We start from the raw sequence: 22,012 nt of genomic DNA, 5'->3' as shown, positions 1-22,012 counted from the left end.
ACTGAATCAATAAAATATATACCATCCCACCATATTTGCTGGAAAAGCGCAGCACTAAAGCAACATCGCACCTGTAGTGACCCAATGCTACAATAGTCACCATTCACAAATCCGAACACAGGGAGAAAATATGTCTGAAACTCACGTTCAGGGCGGGGAAACCAGAGGGCCTGCGGAACACAGCGTCAGGGAACAGATCATCGAGGCGGCGACCGAATTCTTCGGCCACTACGGGTTTGAAAAAACAACGGTTTCCGACCTGGCTAAAGCCATCGGCTATTCCAAGGCTTATATCTACAAGTTTTTTAAATCCAAGCAGGAAATCGGCGAAGTTATCTGCGACAACCGCCTGACAAAGATGATGGCAATTGTCAGCCAGTCGGTGGATGACGCCACTGGTGCATCGGCTAAGCTACGGGCGATGTTCAGTGCCTTAATCGCCGCGGGTAGCGACCTGTTCTTCTATGACCGTAAACTGCACGATATCGCCATTGTTTCCTGCCTGGAGAACTGGCCCTCGGCCGAACGCTACAAGCTGCAGCTGCGGGAAGTGCTTACCGCCATCATTCAGGAAGGCCGCCAGTCCGGTGAATTTGAGCGCCGCAGTCCGATGGATGACACCGTGAACGCCGTTTTCCTGGTCATGCTGCCGTTTATCAGCCCGGTACAGCTGCAATATAACCTTGAACTGGCTAAGCAGGCCGAACAGCTTTTGCCCGCGCTTATCCTCAAAAGTTTAATGCCCTGACCGCATTTTGTGACCATTGACTAAATTGGTCACTTGAATAATTATTGCGTTCCTGCTCCGCGTTTATAAGGGAACGTATGTTTCGTCTTCAGCCTTTTCCAGCCGCTGTGGCGCTGCTGTGCTCAGCGCTCACCGCCTGCGGTGATTCATCTCAACCAGAGGATCCGCGTACCCAGCCACCGCTGGTTCGTGTGGTCACGGTTCAGTCCGCCAACGATGACGCCCGGGCGTTTACCGGCATTGTCGCCTCCCGAATCCAAAGCGATCTCGGTTTTCGCGTTTCGGGCAAAATCCTTGAGCGCCTGGTGGACAAAGGCCAGACGGTGAAAAGCGGCCAGCCCCTGCTCCGGTTGGATCCGCAGGACTTAAGCCTGCAGGCTAAAGCACAGGATCAGGCCGTCGCAGCCGCCAAAGCCCGCGCGAAGCAGGCCGCCGCCGATGAGGCCCGCTACAGAAGTATTCTCGGCAGCGGCGCGATTTCCGCTTCGCAGTACGATCAAATTAAGGCCCAGGCCGACAGCGCCAGAGCAGATCTGCAGGCGGCCATTGCGCAGGCCAATGTGGCTAAAAACGCCATGAATTATGCGGTGCTGACGGCAGACTCTGACGGCGTGATCATGGACACTCTGGCCGAGCCTGGTCAGGTTGTCGCCGCCGGGCAAGCGGTGATTCGTCTGGCCAGGGCGGGCCAGCGTGAAGCGGTTGTCGATTTGCCGGAAACGCTGCGCCCGGCACTGGGCACCGTCGCTCAGGCTCATCTTTACGGTTCAGATGGCGCTCCCGTGGCCGCCACCTTACGCCAGCTTTCCGACGCGGCAGACCCGCAAACCCGTACCTTTGAAGCGAAATTTGTACTGGCTGGTGCGCTTTCTCAGGCCCCTCTCGGCAGCACGGTCACGGTCGCCATCCCGGATGCAGGTGCTACCACACAGAACGTGATTGTGCCTTTAGCCTCGCTCTATGATGCCGGGAAAAATAAAGGCACCGGCGTTTGGGTGGTCAGCGGCAAGCCGGCGACAGTGAGCTGGCAGCCGGTGAGCATCCACCGCATCAGCGACGAATCCGCCGTTGTTGCTACTCATATTGACAGCCGCGCCAGCATCGTCGCCCTGGGCGCACACCTGCTGCACGAAGGCGAAGAAGTCAGGCCACTGGCACAAGGCACCACTGACCTGGCGGGAGCACCCTAATGCGCGATTCTCGCTTTAACCTTTCCGCTCTCGCGGTACGGGAAAAATCAGTCACGCTGTTTCTGATCGTGCTCATTACGCTTGCCGGGATCATCGCCTTTTTTAAACTGGGCCGTGCCGAAGACCCGCCCTTTACGGTGAAGCAGCTGACCGTGATCACCGCCTGGCCGGGTGCAACCGCGCAGCAAATGCAGGATCTGGTGGCCGAGCCGCTGGAAAAGAGAATGCAGGAGCTGGACGATTATGACCGCACCGAAACCTATACCCGTCCAGGCCTTGCCTATAGCGTTGTCTCCTTAAAAGACAGTGCGCTACCCGCCAACGTGCCGGAGGAATTTTACCAGGCGCGTAAAAAAATCAGCGATGAGGCTAAAAACCTGCCGGATGGCGTGATTGGCCCGCTGGTGAACGACGAGTTCTCAGACGTGACCTTTGCGTTATTCGCCCTGAAAGCCAAAGGCGAGCCGCAGCGCCTGCTGGTGCGTGATGCCGAGAATCTGCGCCAGCAATTGCTGCATGTCCCCGGCGTGAAGAAAGTGAATATTATCGGTGAACAAGCGGAGCGCATCTTTGTTTCGTTCTCGCACGACAGGCTCGCCACACTTGGCGTTTCGCCGCTGGATATTTTTCAGGCGCTGAGCAATCAGAACCTGCTCACGCCCGCAGGCTCGATCGAAACTGCTGGCCCGCAGGTGTTTATCCGCGTGGATGGCGCGCTGAATCAGCTCTCCAAAATTCGCGATACCCCTATTGTGGCTCAGGGAAAAACGCTGAAGCTGTCAGACGTCGCTGACGTCGAACGCGGGTATGAAGACCCGGCGACATTCCTAGTCAGAAACAACGGCGAGCCAGCCCTGCTGCTCGGCGTGGTCATGCGCGACGGCTGGAACGGGCTTGATTTGGGCAAAGCCCTGGATCTGGAAACGCACAAGATCAACGAGACAATGCCGCTCGGCATGAGTTTCAGTAAAGTCAGCGACCAGTCGGTGAACATCAGCTCCGCCGTGAATGAGTTTATGGTGAAGTTTTTTGTCGCCCTGCTGGTAGTAATGGTGGTCTGCTTTGTCAGCATGGGCTGGCGCGTGGGCATCGTGGTTGCCGCCGCCGTGCCGCTAACGCTGGCGGTGGTATTTATCGTCATGGCCGCCACCGATAAAAACTTCGACAGGATAACCTTAGGCTCGCTGATTCTGGCGCTGGGCCTGCTGGTGGACGACGCAATCATCGCCATTGAAATGATGGTGGTGAAAATGGAGGAAGGCTACAGCCGCGTGAAAGCCTCTGCCTACGCCTGGAGCCACACCGCCGCGCCCATGCTGGCCGGCACGCTGGTGACCGCCATCGGCTTTATGCCGAACGGCTTCGCCCACTCCACCGCCGGGGAATACACCAGCAACATGTTCTGGATTGTCGGCATCGCGCTAATAGCGTCCTGGCTGGTGGCCGTGGTGTTCACGCCCTATCTCGGCGTGAAATTGCTCCCGGATATGCACAAAGCCGCGCTGGCGGAACACGCGCTGTACACCAGCAAAAATTACAATCGCTTCAGGGCATTGCTGAAAAAAGTCATCGCCCGCAAATGGCTGACCGCCGGTTCGGTCATCGGCCTGTTTGTGCTGGCGATAGCCGGAATGGCCGTGGTGAAAAAGCAGTTCTTCCCGATCTCCGACCGCCCGGAAGTACTGGTCGAAGTGCAACTGCCTTATGGCACTTCAATCGAGCAAACGACGAGCACTACCGAGCGCATTGAAAAATGGCTCAGCGCCCAGAAAGAGTCCAAAATCGTCACCTCCTACATTGGCCAGGGCGCGCCGCGTTTCTACCTGGCCATGGCGCCTGAGCTGCCCGACCCTTCATTTGCAAAAATCGTGATCCTCACGCCCGATCCCGATGCGCGGGAAGCGTTGAAACTGCGGCTGCGGCAGGCCATCAGCGACGGCCTGGCACCGGAAGCACAGGTGCGTGTCACCCAGCTGGTCTTCGGGCCTTATACGCCCTACCCGGTGGCGTTTCGCGTGATGGGGCCAGACCCGGACGTACTCAGAACGATTTCGTCGCGGGTAGAAAAAGTGATGAATCAAAGCGGGCTGATGCGCACCGTGAATATCGACTGGGGCTCCCGGGTGCCCACGCTGCATTTCACCCTGAACCAGGACAGGCTCAACGCCGTGGGCTTAACCACCGCTTCCGTCTCGCAGCAATTGCAGTTTCTGCTATCCGGCACGCCGTTGACCGAAGTACGAGAAGATATTCGTTCCGTGCAGGTTACCGGGCGAGCGCAAGGCAGCGTGCGGGACGATCCAGCGCAGCTCGCCGCGCTAACGCTCGTCGGTGCGAACGGGCAAAAAGTGCCGCTCTCGCAGATCGGGAAGGTTGAAGTTGTGATGGAAGACCCGGTGCTCCGGCGCCGCGACAGGACGCCAACCATTACCGTGCGTGGCGATGTCGCCGATGGCCTTCAGCCGCCGGATGTATCAACGGCGATCGTGAAACAAATTCAACCTATTGTGGCAGGGCTTCCGGCGGGGTACCGCATCGAAGAAGCCGGCGCCATTGAAGAATCCGGCAAAGCCACGGCGGCCATGGCCCCGCTGTTCCCGATCATGATCGCGTTAACGTTGTTGGTGATTATTCTTCAGGTTCGGTCGATCTCAGCCATGCTGATGGTGTTTGCCACCAGCCCGCTGGGGCTTATCGGCGTGGTGCCGACGCTGCTGATTTTCAACCAGCCGTTCGGTATCAATGCCCTGGTGGGGCTGATTGCGCTTTCGGGGATTTTAATGCGCAACACGCTGATCCTCATCGGCCAGATAAAGCATAACGAGGAGGCCGGGCTGACGCCTTTTGATGCCGTGGTTGAAGCGACAATCCAACGTTCACGCCCGGTATTGCTCACCGCACTGGCGGCGATTCTGGCGTTTATTCCCCTGACCCACTCCGTGTTCTGGGGGGCACTGGCCTACACGCTCATCGGCGGGACGTTTGGCGGCACCTTTATGACGCTGCTGTTCCTGCCCGCCATGTATGCGATCTGGTTCAAAATCCGCCCACCAAAGGTCGATAACTGACCGACTTTTCAGGCCCGGAAGAGATCTCTCCGGGCCATATTCCAAATCATGAACACCGCTCATGTTCTAATGAAATTAAATCACTTTTACTAAAACTGTGACTCAGGCATAAAAGATGCAATATTGTTAACGACATGCAATGTGAAGATTACTGACAGGTAAAACCACAGCTAACCAAAGGTTATCTGTGAGAAATCAAGCAGTAGATACAGGCAAAAAACAGAATTAAGGTGCCGGATTACCATGACTAAAGCGTTTACTTTTACTCTTAAGAGCATTGTTTTTGATGAGAATTACAACCCATCAGGGAATACGCGCATCACAACCAATTTTGCTAACCTGGCCCGCGGTGAGAAGCGTCAGGAGAACCTGCGTAACGCTTTGATCATGATTGATAACCGCTTCAATTCCCTGGCGAACTGGGACAACCCCACCTCTGACCGCTACGGCGTTGAACTTGAAATTATTTCCGTTGAGCTGGATGTCGAGGGCAAAGGCAACACCTTCCCGGCGATTGAGATCTTAAAAACACACGTGCTGGATAAGAAAACCGGCCAGCGCATCGAAGGCATCGTTGGGAACAACTTCTCCTCCTACGTCCGCGACTATGATTTCAGCGTTCTGCTGCCAGAGTACAACCAGGATCGTGAAAAATTCACCATTCCGGAAAACTACGGCGACCTGCACGGGAACTTGTTCAAACACTTCGTTGGCTCAGACACCTACAAAGAAAACTTCAACAAAGCGCCGGTCATTTGCCTGAGCGTCTCCAGCAAAAACGTTTACCGCCAGACCGGGAACCGCCATCCGGTGCTCGGCATCGAATATGAACAAGATTCATCTTCCCTGACCGATCTCTATTTCAACAAAATGGGGCTGAAGGCTCGCTACTTCATGCCGCCAAACAGCGTGGCGCCTTTTGCCTTCTACCACACGGGCGACCTGGTGAATGACTACTCGAATCTCGAGCTTATCAGCACCATCAGCACCATGGAGACGTTCCAGAAGATCTATCGCCCGGAGATTTACAACGCGAACTCTCCGGCCGGGCTGTGCTTCCAGCCAAGCCTGAACCACCAGGATCATTCATTTACTCAAATTGTTTACGATCGTGAAGAACGCAGCCGTTTGGCCATCGAACAAGGGAAGTTTACTGAAGAGCACTTCATCAAACCGTACCAAACAATTTTAGAGCAGTGGTCTGCCAACTACCCTCTTTGAGACACCAAATACAAGGTTATTCGACATGAAAAGATTATTGCCTACGTCCACCGCCGGCAGCCTGCCTAAACCATCCTGGCTGGCCCAGCCTGAAACGCTGTGGTCGCCGTGGAAACTGCAGGATCAGGAACTGATTGAGGGTAAACAGGACGCCCTGCGCCTTGCGCTGCACGAACAACAGCTGGCGGATATCGACATCGTCAGCGACGGCGAGCAGACTCGTCAGCACTTCGTGACCACCTTTATCGAACACCTGGACGGCGTAGATTTCGAGAAACGCGAAACCGTGCGTATCCGTAACCGCTACGATGCCAGCGTCCCGACCGTGGTCGGCGCCGTGGCTCGCCAGAAACCGGTGTTTGTGGAAGATGCGAAGTTCCTTCGCAAACAGACCGACCGGCCAATCAAATGGGCGCTGCCTGGCCCAATGACGATGATCGACACGCTGTATGACAACCACTACAAAAGCCGCGAAAAACTGGCCTGGGAATTTGCCAAAATCCTGAACCAGGAAGCGAAAGAGCTAGAAGCCGCCGGCGTGGACATCATTCAGTTCGATGAGCCTGCGTTCAACGTGTTCTTCGACGAAGTTAACGAATGGGGCATCGCCACGCTGGAACGCGCCATCGAAGGGCTGAAGTGCGAAACCGCCGTGCATATCTGCTACGGCTACGGCATCAAAGCGAACACCGACTGGAAGAAAACGCTGGGCTCCGAATGGCGCCAGTACGAAGAAGCGTTTCCAAAACTGCAGACCTCGAACATCGACATCATCTCGCTGGAGTGCCACAACTCCCACGTGCCGATGGACCTGCTCGAGCTGATTCGCGGCAAGAAAGTGATGGTGGGCGCCATCGACGTGGCCAACCACGCCATTGAAACCCCGGAAGAAGTCGCCAACACGCTGCGCAAAGCGCTGCAGTTCGTTGATGCCGAAAATCTCTACCCTTCCACCAACTGCGGTATGGCTCCGCTGCCGCGCCATGTGGCCAGAGGCAAACTGCACGCGTTAAGCGCCGGGGCCGAGATCGTGCGTAGAGAGATTCTGGGTAAATAACCGGGAGCTTATCTAGCCAGCCTGGCGATTGAGAGATCGCCAGGTTTTTTTATTCCGTTTGGTAGCTTCTACTCTCACAGATTAAAACGAGCAGCCTGCCGGGTTATGCATTCGCAGGTCTGTCTATTAATGATTCATAAAACCGCCAGGATCTTATGATGAGCATCATTTACGTTGTTGTTCTGACTTATATAAAACCATTAGAAGAAGTTGACGCTCAAATTCCTGCTCATGTTGAGTGGCTAAAGAAAGGTTATGCCGAGGGAGTATTTCTGGCGTCAGGAAGACGAATTCCCCGTAATGGCGGAGTTATTCTTGCAAAATGTGACAGCATTGAATCTCTGGAAGCCCGCCTTAGCCAGGATCCATTCCAGAAACTCAACATTGCTAAAGCTGAAATTCTGCCCTTTGAAGCCACAATGAAAACACAGCTACTGGACGCTGTTTTTTAAGTTGAGCCCGAATCAGCATTAGTTAGATTCAAGTTATGCGGCTACACACGCCTCGCCTGATGAAGAGTTCAGGACGGCGTATTCTAGAAAGCAGTTTTGCTTGATGCTTTCAATAAAAACAGCGTGGGCGACACCAGGGCAACGCCCAACCACACCGGCTTTCACATCGATATAACCGATAAAAGCTTACTGGATTGAAAGATCGACAGGTTTTACTCTTCGTCTTGTTCTTCGCTTAGCCCTTTCACATCAAATAGATGGCATTATTTTTCCAATGACGGGCGCGCTCACGTTTTAAGTGCCGCCACGATTGCGGCTTCCATTTTCTCCGGGGTAGTGAACGGCGCAAAACGCTTCAGCGGTTTTCCGTCCCGGCCAATCAGGAACTTTGTGAAGTTCCACTTGATGCGGCCCCCCAGCACGCCTGGCAACTCATTTTTCAGATAACGAAACACTGGATGCGCTGCGGTGCCGTTAACCTCGACTTTTGCGAACATCGGGAAGCTCACGCCGTAGTTAATATGGCAGGTCCGCGAGATTTCATCGGCGTCACCGGGTTCCTGCTTACCAAACTGGTTGCAGGGGAAACCAAGCACCACCAGCCCCTGCGCGGCATATTTCTTATAGAGAGCCTCAAGGCCTGCGTACTGCGGCGTAAAGCCGCACTGGCTGGCGGTATTCACCACCAGTACCAGCTTACCGGCGTAATCGGACATAGGGATCTGCTGGCCAGTCAGGCTGGTGGCCGTCAGTTGATGAAAGGGCTGCATGTTGGGTTCCTCAGTGCACGTCAAATGACCACGCAGCGCGGGCCGTAATTCTTCTATCGCTAACTTAGCCACGCTTTTCGTGTCGATTTTAATTCTTTCACAGATGAGTGGGCATGGCACCTGCCATAAACGACGGAAGAGTAACTGCGGCCCATATCATCAATTATCTGGCAACGGCACTTAAAAGGCTCACCTGATGTTGAGCATTCATTCAAATGTTCGTGTTCAGCATTAACGTTAAAGTCGATCGTAATGCTAGCTTCACTTATCCAAAAATCGGGGATTAGCTGCTTTCTTAATAAATGCGCGAGCATGGCTGCATAGTGAAATGTAACATAATGTCTCAAATTACAGCGGGGGGCACTCTTAGGAGGAGTAAAGGAAAAAATCATAGTGCTGAGGTTGTTATTAATGGCCAATAACTTTAACTGGCCAATAGTCCAGAATCCTTTGAAATCGTTGTTACGGCTTACAAAGCTCTCATTCAGAGCATTGGCTATGCCTCTCAGCTCAACTCGACGTGCCATTGCTTTCCCCGATGACCTGCTCCGTTATCATTTATAATATACGCTCTTGGCACGAAACTGCCTCGAGACATCTCAGGCTGTTTTAGCTATGAGCGGACGGCTAAAAGAACAGTGACCGTCTGTTCGATCAACTCTGAAAAAAGCATAGCCATAGAATATCGGATGAGCTCTTTCGCAGGCTCCTTAGTTCCGGTTATGACCAAACTCCCGCGACAGTAGGATTTGTTTCCAGTGTGTTTCGCGGCGATAAATTTCACCTTCTTCGGCATTGGGATCCATGACTTCAAGTATCGCGAAAGAGATATTCTGTAGCCGGTTTTCATCGCCAGTTACGAAAGCTTCTTTTAGCCCTAAATTGCCACCATGACCGGAACCAAAATAATATTTCCATCGTCCCCAAATTCCCTCATTTCCATCAGCTTTCCCGACATAGGGTTTGCCCCCATCTCGATCGGTTAATACATAGATGCCTTTAACCACGGATAGTGCTGTGCGCCAGGATTGTAGATTAAGCCTGAGAATTGCGCCGATACTGTTTCTGTCCAGCACAACGTTGCGGTAACCTGGAAATTCGCCGAACGTCAGCCGCATCGGAGAGATAGCGCTAACAACCAATTCGTTTTGAATACTTTCGCCATAGCGGATGAATTTGCGAGCCGTATTTTTAAAGTTAATCAAGCGCACTCTTTTTTATACAATCTTTAGGGGCTAATAGCGCGCATCCTGAAAGCATTATTGCGAGCATGACCAGCATCGATACTTTAGTCATCCATAAATCCTTTTATGAGGTATTGCATTACGTGGCTTGTGTCAGCGCTGAATTATGCCACTTCAGCTGGCTTAACGATTCACTTTTTAATCTACCAATATTAATACTCACCCCAGGACTTCCCCGCCAATCGCGCCTTCAGCAGTTCAATGAACTTTTGCGCCCTCGGGCTTCTTTCTGCCAGGGACGCACCGCTCAGCTCCATGCTGGAGCACGCTATCGAAGGCCTGAAGTGGGAATATTACCTTCCGTTTGTGCCACTAAACGCTGGTGCACGGTGACAATATCGGATGTAGCAAAAAACTGTTCACAATTTTCCGGCACCGGGAACCCGGCAGACCGCGCCTCCGGCTGCGTCACTATATTAGCGGAATGTCCCTGTTTGCGTATTTATTTCGGCCAGTAACCAGCACTCAAAATCGCTTAATGCGGATTCGTTGATTCCCGTTTCAACTGGTTTAACTAAACAGAATTTTTTACTCAACGAGTCTGATTCCGGCCAGGGAGCGACCAGCCTTCCGCTATCGAGTTCTTGTGCAACGTACATACGTGGTACCAGGGCAACGCCTTGCCCAGCCAGTGCGGCAGCAATGGCCATTTCATGAAGATCGTACCGAACCCCCTGCGCCAGATTATCAAGGCTTATGCCCGTTGCACGGGCGTAGTGATGCCATGCATCCGGGTTCAGTCGTCGGTGAATTCTTGGTAAATCCTTCAACTGCCCCCTTCCCTTATGATCTGTTAACAAACCCGGGTGGCATACGGGAACCAGTTTTTCCTCAAAGAGGAATTGCACGCGCATCCCGGCCCACGCGGCATGTTCAAAATGCACTACGGCATCAAAACCGCTTCCGCTCAAAACGAAAGGATCGGTTCTGGCGGCAATATTTAACGTGATGTCCGGATGCATAGCGGCAAAACTGCTCAGCCGGGGGATAAGCCACCGGCTAGAAAATGTCGGCGGCGCGGCAATATCCAGACTCCTGCTGTCCCTGGGCATCCCCATGATGTACTGAGTATCTCTTTCCATTCGCTTAAGCGTTTCACGAACATGAAAGGCATAACGCGTCCCGACAGGGTTGAGTTTCACGCGGCTGCCTGTCCGGTCAAATAATCGACAACCCAGTAACGATTCAAGGCGTGCAATCTGGCGACTAATGGCCCCTTCCGTCAGCGAAAGCTCCTCGGCTGCCCGGGCAAAGTTACCGTGCCTGGCCGCCGCTTCAAAAGCCTGCAGGGATGTACTGCTGGGAATTTTTCTGCGCATACGCCTCCAGGCAGACAATGAACAATCAGTGACTAAATATCACTGATCAATGAAATATTATCGATTCATTTGCCAAAGTATAGCCAGTAGCATGACAAAAAATCATTAAGCTGATTTGCGTCTGCGGAGATTAGTCGATGTAGGTCTCTGGAATTGAGCAAGCGTCGAATGATTTTGCGCCACCGCCGTCAGGCATAAAAATCGCGTCTATCTCCTGAGCTCCCTCTGAGGTCTTTATGAATTATTCATCTTTTCCGTCCTGTCAGATTGGCGATTTTCTGGTTACCGCCTTAAGTGATGGCTCTATGCCCGCTAGCCTGGATTTACTCTCTGGCATCGACATCGCTGAAGCAGAAGCCATCCAGCAGAGCGCAGGCCTGGCTGAGCCCGGTAATATTCACATTAACGCTTACCTGATTCGCGGGCAGGGTCTAACCCTGCTGGTGGATACAGGTACAGGGGGACGGAATAACGTTGGCGGGCAATTGAGAACAAATCTTGCCGCCCTGGGTGTCGGGCCTGATGACGTGGACATGGTTTTGTTGAGTCATTGTCATCCTGACCATATTGGCGGCCTGCTGGATGCTGAAGGAAACCCTGTCTATAGACGAGCGGAACTTCATTTGCACCCTCTGGAAGCAGAATACTGGCGGGATGATGAAAAACAAAGAGACGCCAATGAACGGGGCAAGCTTAACTTCAGGCTGGCACGTCAAACATTAGAGGCCTATGCACAGAACCTGCATTTTTTTAGCCAATGTGAAATCACTGCGGGTATCCTCCCGGTTTGGTTACCGGGTCACACGCCGGGCCACACCGGCTTTCGCATTGATGCGGATGATAAAAGCTTACTCATATGGGGGGACATCGTTCATTATCCCCACATTCAATCTGCGCTGCCTGGCGCCTCTATTCTCTTTGACGTTGATCCGGTGCAAGCTGAACAAACGCGGAAAAACGTGCTGAAACAAGCCGCAAGGGAAAAACTGCTGATTGCAGGCATGCATCTGGACCGGACAGGCTTTGCTATCCTTGGCATGGTTGATAATGGGGATGCTATTTCCTATGGCCTGGCGCCAATCGCATGAGCCTATTTCCCCCAGGGCCTGCCCGCCAGCCGCGCCTTGAGCAGTTCGATAAACTTTTGCGCCCTGGGGCTTCGTTCTGCCTGCGGGGCACCGCTCAGCGCCACAATGTCGGCATCCGGCAGCGTATAGTCCGGCAGAAGTCTCACCAGCTCGCCACTGTTAATTTGCGGCAGCACATCCCATTCGGAGCGCATGATGATCCCCCTGCCCGCCAGCGCCCACTCTTTTACCACTCGTCCTTCGTTGCTCGACAATTTAGGCGAGATCCGCTGCGGGCAGTTTCCTTGTGGGCCAGAAAAACGCCACAGCGTCACATCTTCGCTGTTTTCCCGCAGCGCGATGCAGTCGTGCTCCACCAGCTGTTCCGGCGTTAGCGGCGTGCCTTTTAGGTTCAGGTATTCCGGTGAAGCGCAGATAAAGCGTTGGTTGGGCGCAAGCTTAATGCAGTACATGCTGGAGTCGCGCAACTCGCCGATGAAGACAACCAAATCCCACTTGTGTAGCGTGGCCCAATGCGGGTCGTCGGAGAGCGTCAACTCCACTTCAAGGCTTTCATGCTGCGCGGCGTATTCCCCCAGCAACGGCGCAATATAATCGTTGCCAAACCCCAGCGGGGCCAGCACACGCAGCTTCCCTCTGACCTGCTGTCGCCGGTCATCCAGCGCAGTTTGCAGGCCAGCCAGCTCGGTGAGTATTTTTTCTGCCCGGCTAAGCAGCAGCGAACCTTCATCGGTCAGTGAAACCTGCCGCGAAGGCCGCAGAATAAGGTCGACGCCAAGCTTTTGTTCCAGCCCGCGCAGCCGCTGCGTAACGGAAGGCGGCGTGACGTTCATCGCCCTTGCGGCGGCAGCCAGCGTGCTGTGGGTGGAAATAGTGCGGAAGAAAGCCAGATCGTCGCTGTTTATCATTAAGTCTAAACCTAATTATTCATTGCTTTTATATTAATTTATACCTAATGAACCGAATGGCAACATGGCCTCTCATCCAACAGGAGATCCGCTATGTCCGCCGAATGGCTCACCACCCGTGATACCCCCTTTTTGCTGATCGAGAAAAGCAAATACCTGCGCAACATTGAGCGGCTCTATTCCCGCGTTCACGCCCTGGGCAGCGAAGTCCGGCCGCATCTGAAAACGCTGCGTTCCATCGAGGCCGCCCGCTACCTGCTTGAACAAAGTGATTCCCCGGCTACGGTTTCCACGCTCGCCGAGGCGGAAGCCTTTGCCGCCGCTGGTTACACCAACCTGCTTTACGCCGTCGGTATCGCGCCCCACAAACTTCCCCGCGTGGCGGCGCTGATAGCTAAAGGCGTGAACCTGCATATCCTGCTCGACAGTGAACCACAGGCTATCGCCGTGGCTGAATACAGCCGGGCGCACAATCTGGCGTTTTCGGTTTTTATTGAAGTGGATTGCGACGGTCACCGGGGCGGTTTGCCGCCGCACAGCGACGAACTTTTGACGCTGGCCCGCCTCATTGAAACAAGCGGCTCGACGTTGACCGGGCTGCTGGCTCACGCCGGGGAATCCTATAGCTGCCGCACGGACGACGCTATTCTCGCGGCCGCCAGAGCCGAATGTACCGCCATTAAAACCGCCGGAAACCGTCTGCGCTCGCAGGGCTATGCTTGCCCCATATTAAGCGTAGGTGCCACGCCGACAGCCCATTTTGCAGACAATCTCACCGGCATCAGCGAAGTCAGAGCCGGGGTGTTTACCACCTTTGACCTGGTGATGAAAAACGTCGGTGTCTGCCGCCTGGAGGATATTGCGATTAGCGTCGTCGCCACGGTGATCGGCCACAACAGGGAGAAAGGCTGGGTATTTATCGATGCCGGGTGGATGGCGCTTTCCCGCGACAGGGGCACTGCGGCGCAAAGTCAGGACTACGGCTACGGCCAGGTGTGCAGCCTGAACGGCAATCCCTTAGAAAACCTGCTGGTCACCACGACCAACCAGGAGCACGGCATCATTACCTTGCCGGAAGCGTCAGCCTTTACCGTCGATGATTTCCCCGTCGGCAGCCGGGTGCGTATTCTGCCCAACCACGCCTGCGCCACCGCCGCCATGCATCAGCACTATCAGGTTCTGAGCGAAGATGGCGAGGGGCACGAGGTCTGGCAACGGATCGTCGGCTGGTAACCTGCCGCTATTTCTTCGCCTGTTCTGTTGAAAGGTACAGCTCCAGCAGCCCTTGTGCTTCAGCGAGTACCGCTTTGCGTTCTGCATCATTTTGCAGATTCGCCGCCGCCGCGCCTTTGAGCATTTGCAGGATAACAATGGTCATCAGGCTGGCGCGTTCGGGGGATAAACCAGGGAGCACTATCTGAAGTGCGGTGGAAAACCCACCGCGCATGGCGTCCCTGAACTGGAGGCGGGCCGCTTCATGCTCGCCACGCTCCTCCACCAGCCTCAGGGCAAAGGTTCGCTGTGACTGTAGCGAAAGCACAAAACGAGTAAACAGGTCCGCTGCGGTGGGGATGTCCACCCCGGTAACGCTTGCCTCCAGCGCTTCCAGCCGGTCGATCACTTCGCGGGTGTACTCCAGTAGCAGCGCGTCGGCCAGCGACTCTTTGTTGGGGAAAAACCGGTACAGTGAGCCAATGGCAGTGCCAGAACTGGCGGCAATCTCGGTCATGGTCACGGCGTCAAAGCCCTTCTCGCCGAAGAGTCGGGTGGCCGCTTCGGTTATTGCCGCCACGCGGAGATGGCCGCGCAGGCGTTTAGGCTGGTTTGCCGCTAAGGGCGCTGGTTTCGTCATAAAATATTTCGTATCAATCCGCTAACATTTATTCGCATAACGCCCATTGAGATATGCGAGGGCATCCTCTAGAATCTATTTTATGCGAGGGTGGCCTCGCATAACTTTACTCTCCCTGAGTTTAAGCCACGACTCAGGCGTGAGCCAGCTTAAACCAAATATTCTTCCGCACTGCGGGCGGCTATACAACGATGAAGAAACAAGATCCTGCCACACCTAAAGGTTATCGCCTGCTGTCACCCCAGCGCATGCAGTGGAGCACGCTGATTGCTGCCACCGCGCTTTTCGGGGGGCTACTCACCTGGCTGAATATTCCGGCCGCCCTGCTGCTGGGGCCGATGGCCGCCGGGATCGTTGTCTCCCTCAACGGTGCAAAAATCCAGCCAAACGGTACGCTGTTTCTCATCGCCCAGGGCGTCATCGGCTGTATGATTGCCAGCAAAATGCCCCGCAGCCTCGCCGACACCTTCGGCTCTCACTGGCTGCTGTTTATTGTCTGCGTCTTTTCGGTGATTTTTATCTGTATGCTGCTCGGCTGGATAATGACCCGTATGCGCATCCTGCCTGGTACCACCGCGCTATGGGGATTAAGCCCCGGTGCCGCCACCGCCATGACGCTGATGGCCGAAGCCAACGGCGCAGATACGCAGCTTGTCGCCGCCATGCAATATCTGCGGGTGATTATGGTGGCTAGCGTCGCTTCCGTGCTGATGAAAGTCTCAGGTGAGCACGTCCCTGCCACATCGGCAACGATCGATCTTTTTGCACACGGCTCTTACGTTGCGATGGCTGAAACTTTCGGGCTTATTGCCTTCGGCTGCATTGCGGCCAAACTGCTGCGTCTGCCTGCCGGCGCACTGTTGATCACCCTGGTAGTGGGCGTGGTGCTCTCGCAGAATAACTGGATAGAGATCGCGCTGCCGCAGTGGGTGCTGGTGCTGGCCTACACCATTGTCGGCTGGCGCATTGGGCTAAAATTCACACGCCCGCTGTTAAAACATGCCGCCCAGGTGCTGCCGCGTATTGCGGTCAGCATTGTGATTTTGATTGCTCTTTGCGGGGTGATGGCGGCATTTTTGGTGGTCGTGGCCGATATCGATCCGCTCACTGCTTATTTAGCCATGAGCCCCGGTGGCGCGGATTCCGTGGCGATTATCGCCGCCTCCAGCAAGCATATCGACATCGCCTTTGTGATGTCGATGCAGATGACCCGCTTTATTATTCTGGTCGCCTTCGGGCCGATCATCGGCAATATCATGAAGCGGCAGGCTACGAGGTAAAAATGCATATTGTGATGGATTTGTTTATCGGCGCACTGCTGTGCAACAGCGTGCCACATTTGGTTTGCGGTCTGACGGGAGAACGCTTCCCAACGCCGTTTGCCAAACCCCGAGGCGTGGGTCTTTCTTCGCCGCTGATCAATTTTATTTGGGGCACATTGAATGCCCTTATTGCGCTTCTGCTTATTTTCAAAAGCGAGTCGTCTTTCGCCCAGCCTCATAACCTTATCCCCGCAGCCATCGGCTTTTTGCTCATGGGGCTTTATCTTTCCGTGCATTTTGGCAAGGTGAAACAGGCTTCAAAGCGCCCGAAATAAGGCTTTACGCCTCAGAGAGCGAGAAAAGCGCGCTGGCGTTGTAAACCAGGCCAAACAACGCCACGGCAAGCAGAAACAGCGCTGAGATACGGTCGAGCAATTTACCGTGCCGCTCAGGCACCCAGCGCTGCACGGTGAGGATATAAAGCGCCAGGATCGCAAAATCAAGCACAATCCACACCAGGGATAGCGTCATAATACTGGTGCTAAAATTCTGGGTAACCGCCATAAACTGAGGGAAAAAAGAGACAAAAAACAGAATGTCTTTTGGGTTAGAGACGCCAACCACAAAGCCTTTTAAGAGTCCTCCCCCGTCGCTTATTGCCGTTCTTGCAACACTTCCTTCATGCCTGCTTTGCAGGCTGACGATAGCCCCCCAACCAATGAACACCGAGCCCGCCAGGCCTAACAAAGACAGGTGCAGCGGCGAGAGAGAAACAATGCCCGCCAGCACCATGGCCGCAAAGGCAATCAGCACCAGCGAAGCACTGTTGGTGCCGATGACGGTCAGAAACGCTTTCCTGCTGCCGTGCCGCGCCGCCGTGCCGGTCACCAGGGCAACAACCGGGCCGGGGGTCAGGATCAACATAAAGACAGCGAGCGTGTAGGCACCCAGCAGGGGAATATTCATAGTGTTAAATTCTCACAATCGTTTTCATTGTGATGCATTAAACGCTCTACTTCAGGCGTTGAAAAACGGAAAAAACTGCGATTCAATGTGAGTAATACTCACAATAGAGGCGCTCTGTTATGACGCTCCCCCCACTTTATGCGCTGCGTGCGTTTGAGGTTGCCGCCCGGTCAGGTTCGTTCAGCAAAGCCGCCGCGCAGCTAAACGTCACGCCCGGCGCAATCAGCAGGCATATCCGCACGCTTGAAGCCTGGTTCGAATGCGAGCTGTTTCACCGTAACGGCCCCAAAGTCGAGGTTACTGCCGCCGGTAACGCGCTCGCGATGCAGCTCTCGGAGGGCTTTCATCGGCTGGATCAGGCCTGCCATGCATTTCGCAGCGGCAACCGTAAACTGCGTTTAAAATCACCGTCGACGCTGACCATGCGCTGGCTGCTGGATGTGCTGAGCGCCTTCCGGCAGCGGCACGCTAAGCCGGAAATAGAAATGACCAGCGTGTGGATGGATACCGATAGCGTGGACTTTACCCACGAGCCTTATGACTGCGCGATTCTGTTGGGCGATGGTCGGTTTGGTGCAGGAACGGAGTCCCGCTTGCTGTTCGAGGAGTGGCTGGTGCCAGTGTGCTCGCCAGCCCAGGTTGAACAGGCTCGCATGGACATGTCTCGCTGCGAGCTGATTCATCCCTCTCCGGATCGCCGTGACTGGCGAAGATGGCTAAAGCGCACCGGAAAATTCAACGAACTTAATATTGCGCGTGGCACGGTATTCGACACGCTGGAACAGGGCATTCGGGCGGCCATCAGCGGCCACGGCATTTCAATCGGTGATGCGCTGTTATGCCAGGCGGCAATCCAGAGTGGCCAGCTCGCGCTGCCGTTTGCCGAAGCGATTGCCAGCGGAGATGGCTACTGGCTTGTCTGGCCGAAGCACTCGGCGCGTTTAGCCCATATCACGCTGCTGGGCGATGCCTTAAAAGAAGCGGCGCCTCAGCAATTGCCCGACACATTGACGCTGCTGCGCTAAAATCTTCCGGCAAATGGGCTCCAGCCCCCCATCTGATGGGAGTCTACACAGGCCCCTCCTCCGGAAAATCCGCCTCGCTTTCTACACGATTATTTTTAAGCTCGATTATCTGCCCAATCTGGTCGTGATAAACCGTTAACTGGTTATATCTGCTCATCTCGGAAACCAGCTGCGTCGACAGGTTAAAGCTGCGGGCCAGCTCGCCAAGCTGGAACGGGCTATGCTCGTCGCGGTATCGGTCGCTGTACCTGCGCAGGCTGTACTGATACCAGAGGATCAGCAGCCAACCATTTATGGCCGCAATCAGTAAATACAGCAGCACGGAATTGAGCGACTGTGCGACGATTTCCCCGCGCTGGTCGGGCAATAACATCAGCTGAAGCAGCAGGTTTTTCCACACAAAGTACAGGAAACCAGCCCAGGCAATGGCGGTTATCAGACCGTCGAACAGGCGCGGCCCTAGTCGGTCTTCGGTCAATATCAGCGTGTTGGTCTGCATCATATTCTTCCTTTTCCACGGTCAGGACTTACCCAGCGCGCGCGAGCGCGGCGGCGTTTAAGCATCACTTTCGGGAACGACACCAGGGTGGTAAACAGGCCGATCATCCAGTACATCAGCGGGAACCAGACAATCCAGAACAGCGATCCGGCTATTCGCTTTTCATAGCGCCGCTCGATGAACAGGCTGACCAGGAACTGCATCAGGCACATCACGCCCAGCAGCAGCCCGGTAAACTCCGGCGGAAAGAGCGTTTCAACCACCAGGTTTGCCGGCAGCGTGGTCAGGTGGCTGGCAATAAACAGCAGGATGGTGATCGCATAGGCAAAGGCCCAGACCGTCGAGAGTACGTACTCCATAAACAGCGGCCACATCCGGCGGTGTTCCCAGCGGAACAGGCGACGCAGGTTGACCAGGAACACTTCCGCCCCTCCCTGCGCCCAGCGCAGACGCTGCTTCCAGAGCCCTTTAAGGGTTTCCGGCATCAGGATCCAACACAGCGCGCGCGGCTCAAAATAGAGCGTCCAGTGATGCAGCTGCAGTTTCCAACTGATATCAATATCTTCGGTGATCATGTCCGGGCTCCAGTAGCCGACATCCGCCAGCGCCTGTCTGCGAAAAGCGGCGATCACGCCGGAAACGGTAAAGACACGGCCATAAATACGCTGGGTACGTTTAATCAGCCCGATTATCGAAGAAAACTCGCCGACCTGGATCCGGCCAATCAGGTTCGAGCGGGTGCGGATCCGCGGGTTCCCGGTCACAGCACCCACGTTAGGGTGGCGAATCAGCGGCATCACAAGATAAGCCGCCGTGTCCCGCTCCAGTAAGGCATCGCCATCGATGCACACCAGCAGATCTCCGCGCGCAGCGGCAGCACCGGCTTTGAGGGCCACAGCTTTGCCCTGATTAGCGGCCAGATGAATCACCCTCAGCTTCGGGTATTCCTGCGCAAGTTTGTTCAGGATCTCAGCGGTGTTATCGCGCGAACCATCATTGATGGCGATCACCTCAATGTTGGTATAGCGCTGGGCCAGCGCGGCCTCTATCGTTTCGCGGGCATTTTTGCCTTCGTTAAAACACGGGATAAGGATAGAGACCAGCGGATTGCCTTCCAGCTGCGGCGGTGGCACATCTTTGCCCCACGGCCAGTGGCGCTCCAGCCGGAACCAGAAATAGAGCCCGCCGGTCATCCACAGCACCGACATGAACAGCGGCCAGAAGAACACAAAGTCCAGCAGGATTTTCCCGGTAAACACCGCCGCCATGCCAAGCGGTAGCCCAAAGACCAGGCCCAGAATCAGCAAGGAAAGAAGACGATCAGTCATTGTTTGGGTACCAGTAAGAGGAAATTTCAGGTCTGATATGTGAAATATCAGGCTGGTTATTGATGAAATCGTCGGGATAGTAGCCGTAATGCTTCACACCGTTCAGCTGCAGCAGCTGCATCCATTCCACCAGCTGTTTATCGGCGATGCCTTGCTGCGCCTTGTGGCTCCAGTCACGCGCCTGAAGCTCAAAAATGGTTTTATTCATTCCTGAAGGCTTCGTCGCCACGGCTTTGATCAGTCGTTCCAGCCAGCTGTTGCTCTCTTCCAGCGGCACTGACTCCATCAGCGGCATCGCCATCGGCACCGTCCAGTCATAGGTCGCCAGGAAATCGTCAATGTTTTGCGCGAACCACGCCTCGCTCTCCGGCTCCAGAATCGGTAGCGCAAAGATATTTCGGGCAGTTTTTATCTGCGGGCCACGAATATTCCGCACCGCATCGGTCAGCGTGCGCGTGAATTCGATCAACGTCTGGCTTTTAAAGCGTGTCCAGCGCTGCAGTTCAGCCGGGTTTTGATGAATATCGCCGATGCTGCCCTCAAACCCCGCCTGCCGGTAAGCGGTCATGGCGTCCGGCCCGGCATCTTCAAAATCCGTCAACAGCGCGTCGTCGTGGAAAAGAATGCCGTCAAACACCGCATGCCGGGCGAGATCTTCATAGATGTCGACAATCTGATGTCGAACTTGCCGGTTCCATGGGGAAAGCCGTAAATAAGGACTGGTGGCCCGATGCGTTTTCCCGCTGGCGGCGTCCCAGCTTTGCACCCTGGGCAGCGCGGCATTCAGATCAAACGAGAGCACCGGCAACCAGGCGAACACTTTGGCATCACCCCTGGTACGTAGCTGCCAGGCAACGAAGTTAAACAGGTCGGCACGTACGGGCAGCCAGCGGTTGGGAAAATAGAGCGACTTGATGTTGCCGTCGCCTAGCGGGTCTGAGAACGCCTGCAAAAAGACATGGCTAATTTTCATGTCAGACACCCGCTGCACCAGCGCATCGATATTCTTCGCCTGCTGCACCGGATTCGGGTCGTAGACATAGTCGAGATCCACATGCATAACGCGCACCGGATCCGCCTCCCGGACGCGGCTCACCATGCTGGCGAACGCTTTGAGCGTTGGATTGCCGGAAATCAGCACGCGCGGAATATTGTCCAGATCGCGGGCGTCAGCGAGGCCATCATTGAGCGTGAACGCCATCTGGTAACCCTGCTTTTTGAGCACGCTGAGTGAGGTGCCGTTAGCCGCGCCATAAGGCCAGACCCAGGCACGAGGCACCTTCCCGCTCACCTGCTCAATTTTTTGGCTGATTTGGCGCGCATCGTCGCCAATACGTCGGGTGAACTGTTCGTCACTTTCATACTGACCGGTGACTTTATTCCATGCCCGATTGGCCACCGCAGGCTCACGGCTGCCCTGGGGGTTCGCCTGAATGCCGTAATGTGACGCCCAGGTATGAGAGCCGATCTCAACCAGCGGGGACTGGCTAAGTTCACGCACCATATCCCAGGTGGCAAACTTATCGCGGGCGGTCATTAGCCCGCCAAAATCAACGTTCTTCCCTGTTGGGGTATCGACCCAACTGCCGACAGGAGCCCAGAGCGCGGGAACATTGTAAGCCTTCAGCAGCGGCCATACGCGGGTGTAAAAGCTGCTGTAGCCGTCATCAAAGGTGAGCAAAAATGCCTTTGGCGGCAGCGGCTCTCCACCCCGATGGGCGTCCAGAATCGACTGCACGCTGACCGCGCGGTAGCCGTTTTGCAGCAGCCAGCTTATTTGCTCGTTAAGGGCGCTGGTGCGCACAGCCAGATAGCGCTGATCGGGATCGCGGTCTTCAACATCATGGTAAGCCAGCACCAGAAAATGATTCTTTGGCCAGGGTCGGTTGGCTTCAGGCAGAGGCCGTTCTTTCGGCGGCAGAAAGTGAATCTCCTGCGCGCCCAGGCCAGAAAAAGTCAATAACCAGCCAAAAACGATCAGGCCGAGGCGAAAACTGTTGGTCAGCATGTTTGTC

20 protein-coding genes are annotated in these 22,012 nt (G+C 54.9%); 11 read left to right on the top strand and 9 right to left on the bottom strand.

The features are described 5' to 3' along the window. The first annotated feature begins 130 nt into the window (after positions 1 to 130). The 6 genes from LH23_RS15375 to LH23_RS15350 all read left to right on the top strand — a co-directional run bounded on the left by LH23_RS15375 (position 131) and on the right by LH23_RS15350 (position 7,736). The gene (locus tag LH23_RS15375) at positions 131 to 748 is read left to right on the top strand and encodes a TetR/AcrR family transcriptional regulator (RefSeq protein ID WP_039292841.1); all 618 of its coding nucleotides are present in this window, start codon (positions 131 to 133) and stop codon (positions 746 to 748) included. A 77-nt stretch (positions 749 to 825) separates the two neighbouring features. Next, complete coding sequence (locus tag LH23_RS15370) at positions 826 to 1,938, top strand: efflux RND transporter periplasmic adaptor subunit (protein ID WP_039292838.1); 1,113 nt, start codon at positions 826 to 828, stop codon at positions 1,936 to 1,938. After that, on the top strand, positions 1,938 to 5,006 hold the full coding sequence (locus LH23_RS15365; protein ID WP_039292835.1) for an efflux RND transporter permease subunit: 3,069 nt from the start codon (positions 1,938 to 1,940) through the stop codon (positions 5,004 to 5,006). The genes LH23_RS15370 and LH23_RS15365 overlap by 1 nt, the downstream gene beginning before the upstream one ends. A gap of 243 nt (positions 5,007 to 5,249) precedes the next feature. Next, positions 5,250 to 6,227, top strand: coding sequence for a DUF1852 domain-containing protein (locus LH23_RS15360; protein WP_039292832.1), 978 nt, complete (start codon positions 5,250 to 5,252; stop codon positions 6,225 to 6,227). 25 nt (positions 6,228 to 6,252) lie between these two features. Further along, positions 6,253 to 7,284: a methionine synthase gene (locus LH23_RS15355; RefSeq protein ID WP_008459294.1), complete on the top strand. Its 1,032-nt coding sequence runs from the start codon at positions 6,253 to 6,255 to the stop codon at positions 7,282 to 7,284. Positions 7,285 to 7,442: 158 nt separating this feature from the next. Next, the gene (locus LH23_RS15350; RefSeq protein WP_039292827.1) at positions 7,443 to 7,736 is read left to right on the top strand and encodes a YciI family protein; all 294 of its coding nucleotides are present in this window, start codon (positions 7,443 to 7,445) and stop codon (positions 7,734 to 7,736) included. Between the two features lie 287 nt (positions 7,737 to 8,023). Here the strand turns inward: LH23_RS15350 and LH23_RS15345 are convergent, their stop codons facing one another. From LH23_RS15345 to LH23_RS15335, 3 genes are all read right to left on the bottom strand, one after another. After that, on the bottom strand, positions 8,024 to 8,506 hold the full coding sequence (locus LH23_RS15345; protein WP_039292824.1) for a glutathione peroxidase: 483 nt from the start codon (positions 8,504 to 8,506) through the stop codon (positions 8,024 to 8,026). 710 nt (positions 8,507 to 9,216) lie between these two features. Further along, a complete protein-coding gene (locus LH23_RS15340; protein ID WP_231560135.1) occupies positions 9,217 to 9,711 on the bottom strand; it encodes a GIY-YIG nuclease family protein in 495 nt (164 codons plus the stop codon). Positions 9,712 to 10,166: 455 nt separating this feature from the next. After that, positions 10,167 to 11,069 (bottom strand): LysR substrate-binding domain-containing protein, encoded by a 903-nt coding sequence (locus tag LH23_RS15335; protein WP_039292822.1) that lies wholly within the window; start codon positions 11,067 to 11,069, stop codon positions 10,167 to 10,169. Between the two features lie 236 nt (positions 11,070 to 11,305). On the opposite strand from LH23_RS15335, the gene LH23_RS15330 reads away from it, so the two are divergent. Next, the gene (locus tag LH23_RS15330) at positions 11,306 to 12,157 is read left to right on the top strand and encodes an MBL fold metallo-hydrolase (protein ID WP_039292819.1); all 852 of its coding nucleotides are present in this window, start codon (positions 11,306 to 11,308) and stop codon (positions 12,155 to 12,157) included. A 2-nt stretch (positions 12,158 to 12,159) separates the two neighbouring features. Here LH23_RS15330 and LH23_RS15325 read toward each other — a convergent pair whose 3' ends face one another. Continuing rightward, positions 12,160 to 13,065: a LysR family transcriptional regulator gene (locus LH23_RS15325; protein WP_039292816.1), complete on the bottom strand. Its 906-nt coding sequence runs from the start codon at positions 13,063 to 13,065 to the stop codon at positions 12,160 to 12,162. Between the two features lie 93 nt (positions 13,066 to 13,158). Between LH23_RS15325 and LH23_RS15320 the strand changes: the two genes are divergently transcribed. Beyond that, the gene (locus LH23_RS15320; protein WP_039292814.1) at positions 13,159 to 14,298 is read left to right on the top strand and encodes a DSD1 family PLP-dependent enzyme; all 1,140 of its coding nucleotides are present in this window, start codon (positions 13,159 to 13,161) and stop codon (positions 14,296 to 14,298) included. A gap of 7 nt (positions 14,299 to 14,305) precedes the next feature. On the opposite strand, the gene LH23_RS15315 is transcribed toward LH23_RS15320, so the two are convergent. Continuing rightward, entirely contained in the window at positions 14,306 to 14,917 is a 612-nt protein-coding gene (locus LH23_RS15315; RefSeq protein WP_039292811.1) for a TetR/AcrR family transcriptional regulator, read from the bottom strand. 191 nt (positions 14,918 to 15,108) lie between these two features. Between LH23_RS15315 and LH23_RS15310 the strand changes: the two genes are divergently transcribed. Together LH23_RS15310 and LH23_RS15305 are read left to right on the top strand one after the other, a co-directional pair. Then, the gene (locus LH23_RS15310) at positions 15,109 to 16,197 is read left to right on the top strand and encodes an AbrB family transcriptional regulator (protein ID WP_039292807.1); all 1,089 of its coding nucleotides are present in this window, start codon (positions 15,109 to 15,111) and stop codon (positions 16,195 to 16,197) included. Between the two features lie 2 nt (positions 16,198 to 16,199). After that, positions 16,200 to 16,514 (top strand): hypothetical protein, encoded by a 315-nt coding sequence (locus LH23_RS15305; protein WP_039292804.1) that lies wholly within the window; start codon positions 16,200 to 16,202, stop codon positions 16,512 to 16,514. A gap of 4 nt (positions 16,515 to 16,518) precedes the next feature. Here LH23_RS15305 and LH23_RS15300 read toward each other — a convergent pair whose 3' ends face one another. After that, positions 16,519 to 17,145 carry a LysE family translocator gene (locus tag LH23_RS15300; protein ID WP_039292802.1) on the bottom strand — a complete coding sequence of 209 codons (627 nt, stop codon included), beginning with the start codon at positions 17,143 to 17,145 and terminating at the stop codon, positions 16,519 to 16,521. Between the two features lie 119 nt (positions 17,146 to 17,264). Here LH23_RS15300 and LH23_RS15295 point away from each other — a divergent pair, with 119 nt between their 5' ends. Then, the gene (locus LH23_RS15295) at positions 17,265 to 18,170 is read left to right on the top strand and encodes a LysR substrate-binding domain-containing protein (RefSeq protein ID WP_039292799.1); all 906 of its coding nucleotides are present in this window, start codon (positions 17,265 to 17,267) and stop codon (positions 18,168 to 18,170) included. Positions 18,171 to 18,213: 43 nt separating this feature from the next. On the opposite strand, the gene pgaD is transcribed toward LH23_RS15295, so the two are convergent. The 3 genes from pgaD to pgaB are packed head-to-tail and all read right to left on the bottom strand — an operon-like array spanning position 18,214 to position 22,005. Then, positions 18,214 to 18,669: a poly-beta-1,6-N-acetyl-D-glucosamine biosynthesis protein PgaD gene (gene pgaD / locus LH23_RS15290; RefSeq protein WP_039292796.1), complete on the bottom strand. Its 456-nt coding sequence runs from the start codon at positions 18,667 to 18,669 to the stop codon at positions 18,214 to 18,216. Then, a complete protein-coding gene (gene pgaC, locus LH23_RS15285) occupies positions 18,669 to 19,997 on the bottom strand; it encodes a poly-beta-1,6-N-acetyl-D-glucosamine synthase (RefSeq protein ID WP_039292794.1) in 1,329 nt (442 codons plus the stop codon). Before pgaC ends, pgaD begins: the two co-directional genes overlap by 1 nt. Next, positions 19,990 to 22,005: a poly-beta-1,6-N-acetyl-D-glucosamine N-deacetylase PgaB gene (pgaB, locus tag LH23_RS15280; RefSeq protein ID WP_039292791.1), complete on the bottom strand. Its 2,016-nt coding sequence runs from the start codon at positions 22,003 to 22,005 to the stop codon at positions 19,990 to 19,992. Before pgaB ends, pgaC begins: the two co-directional genes overlap by 8 nt. Between the last annotated feature and the right edge of the window lie 7 nt (positions 22,006 to 22,012).

The organism is Cedecea neteri, assembly GCF_000758305.1.
Lineage (GTDB): Bacteria > Pseudomonadota > Gammaproteobacteria > Enterobacterales > Enterobacteriaceae > Cedecea > Cedecea neteri_C.
This window is presented reverse-complemented; position numbering and strand designations above follow the sequence as displayed.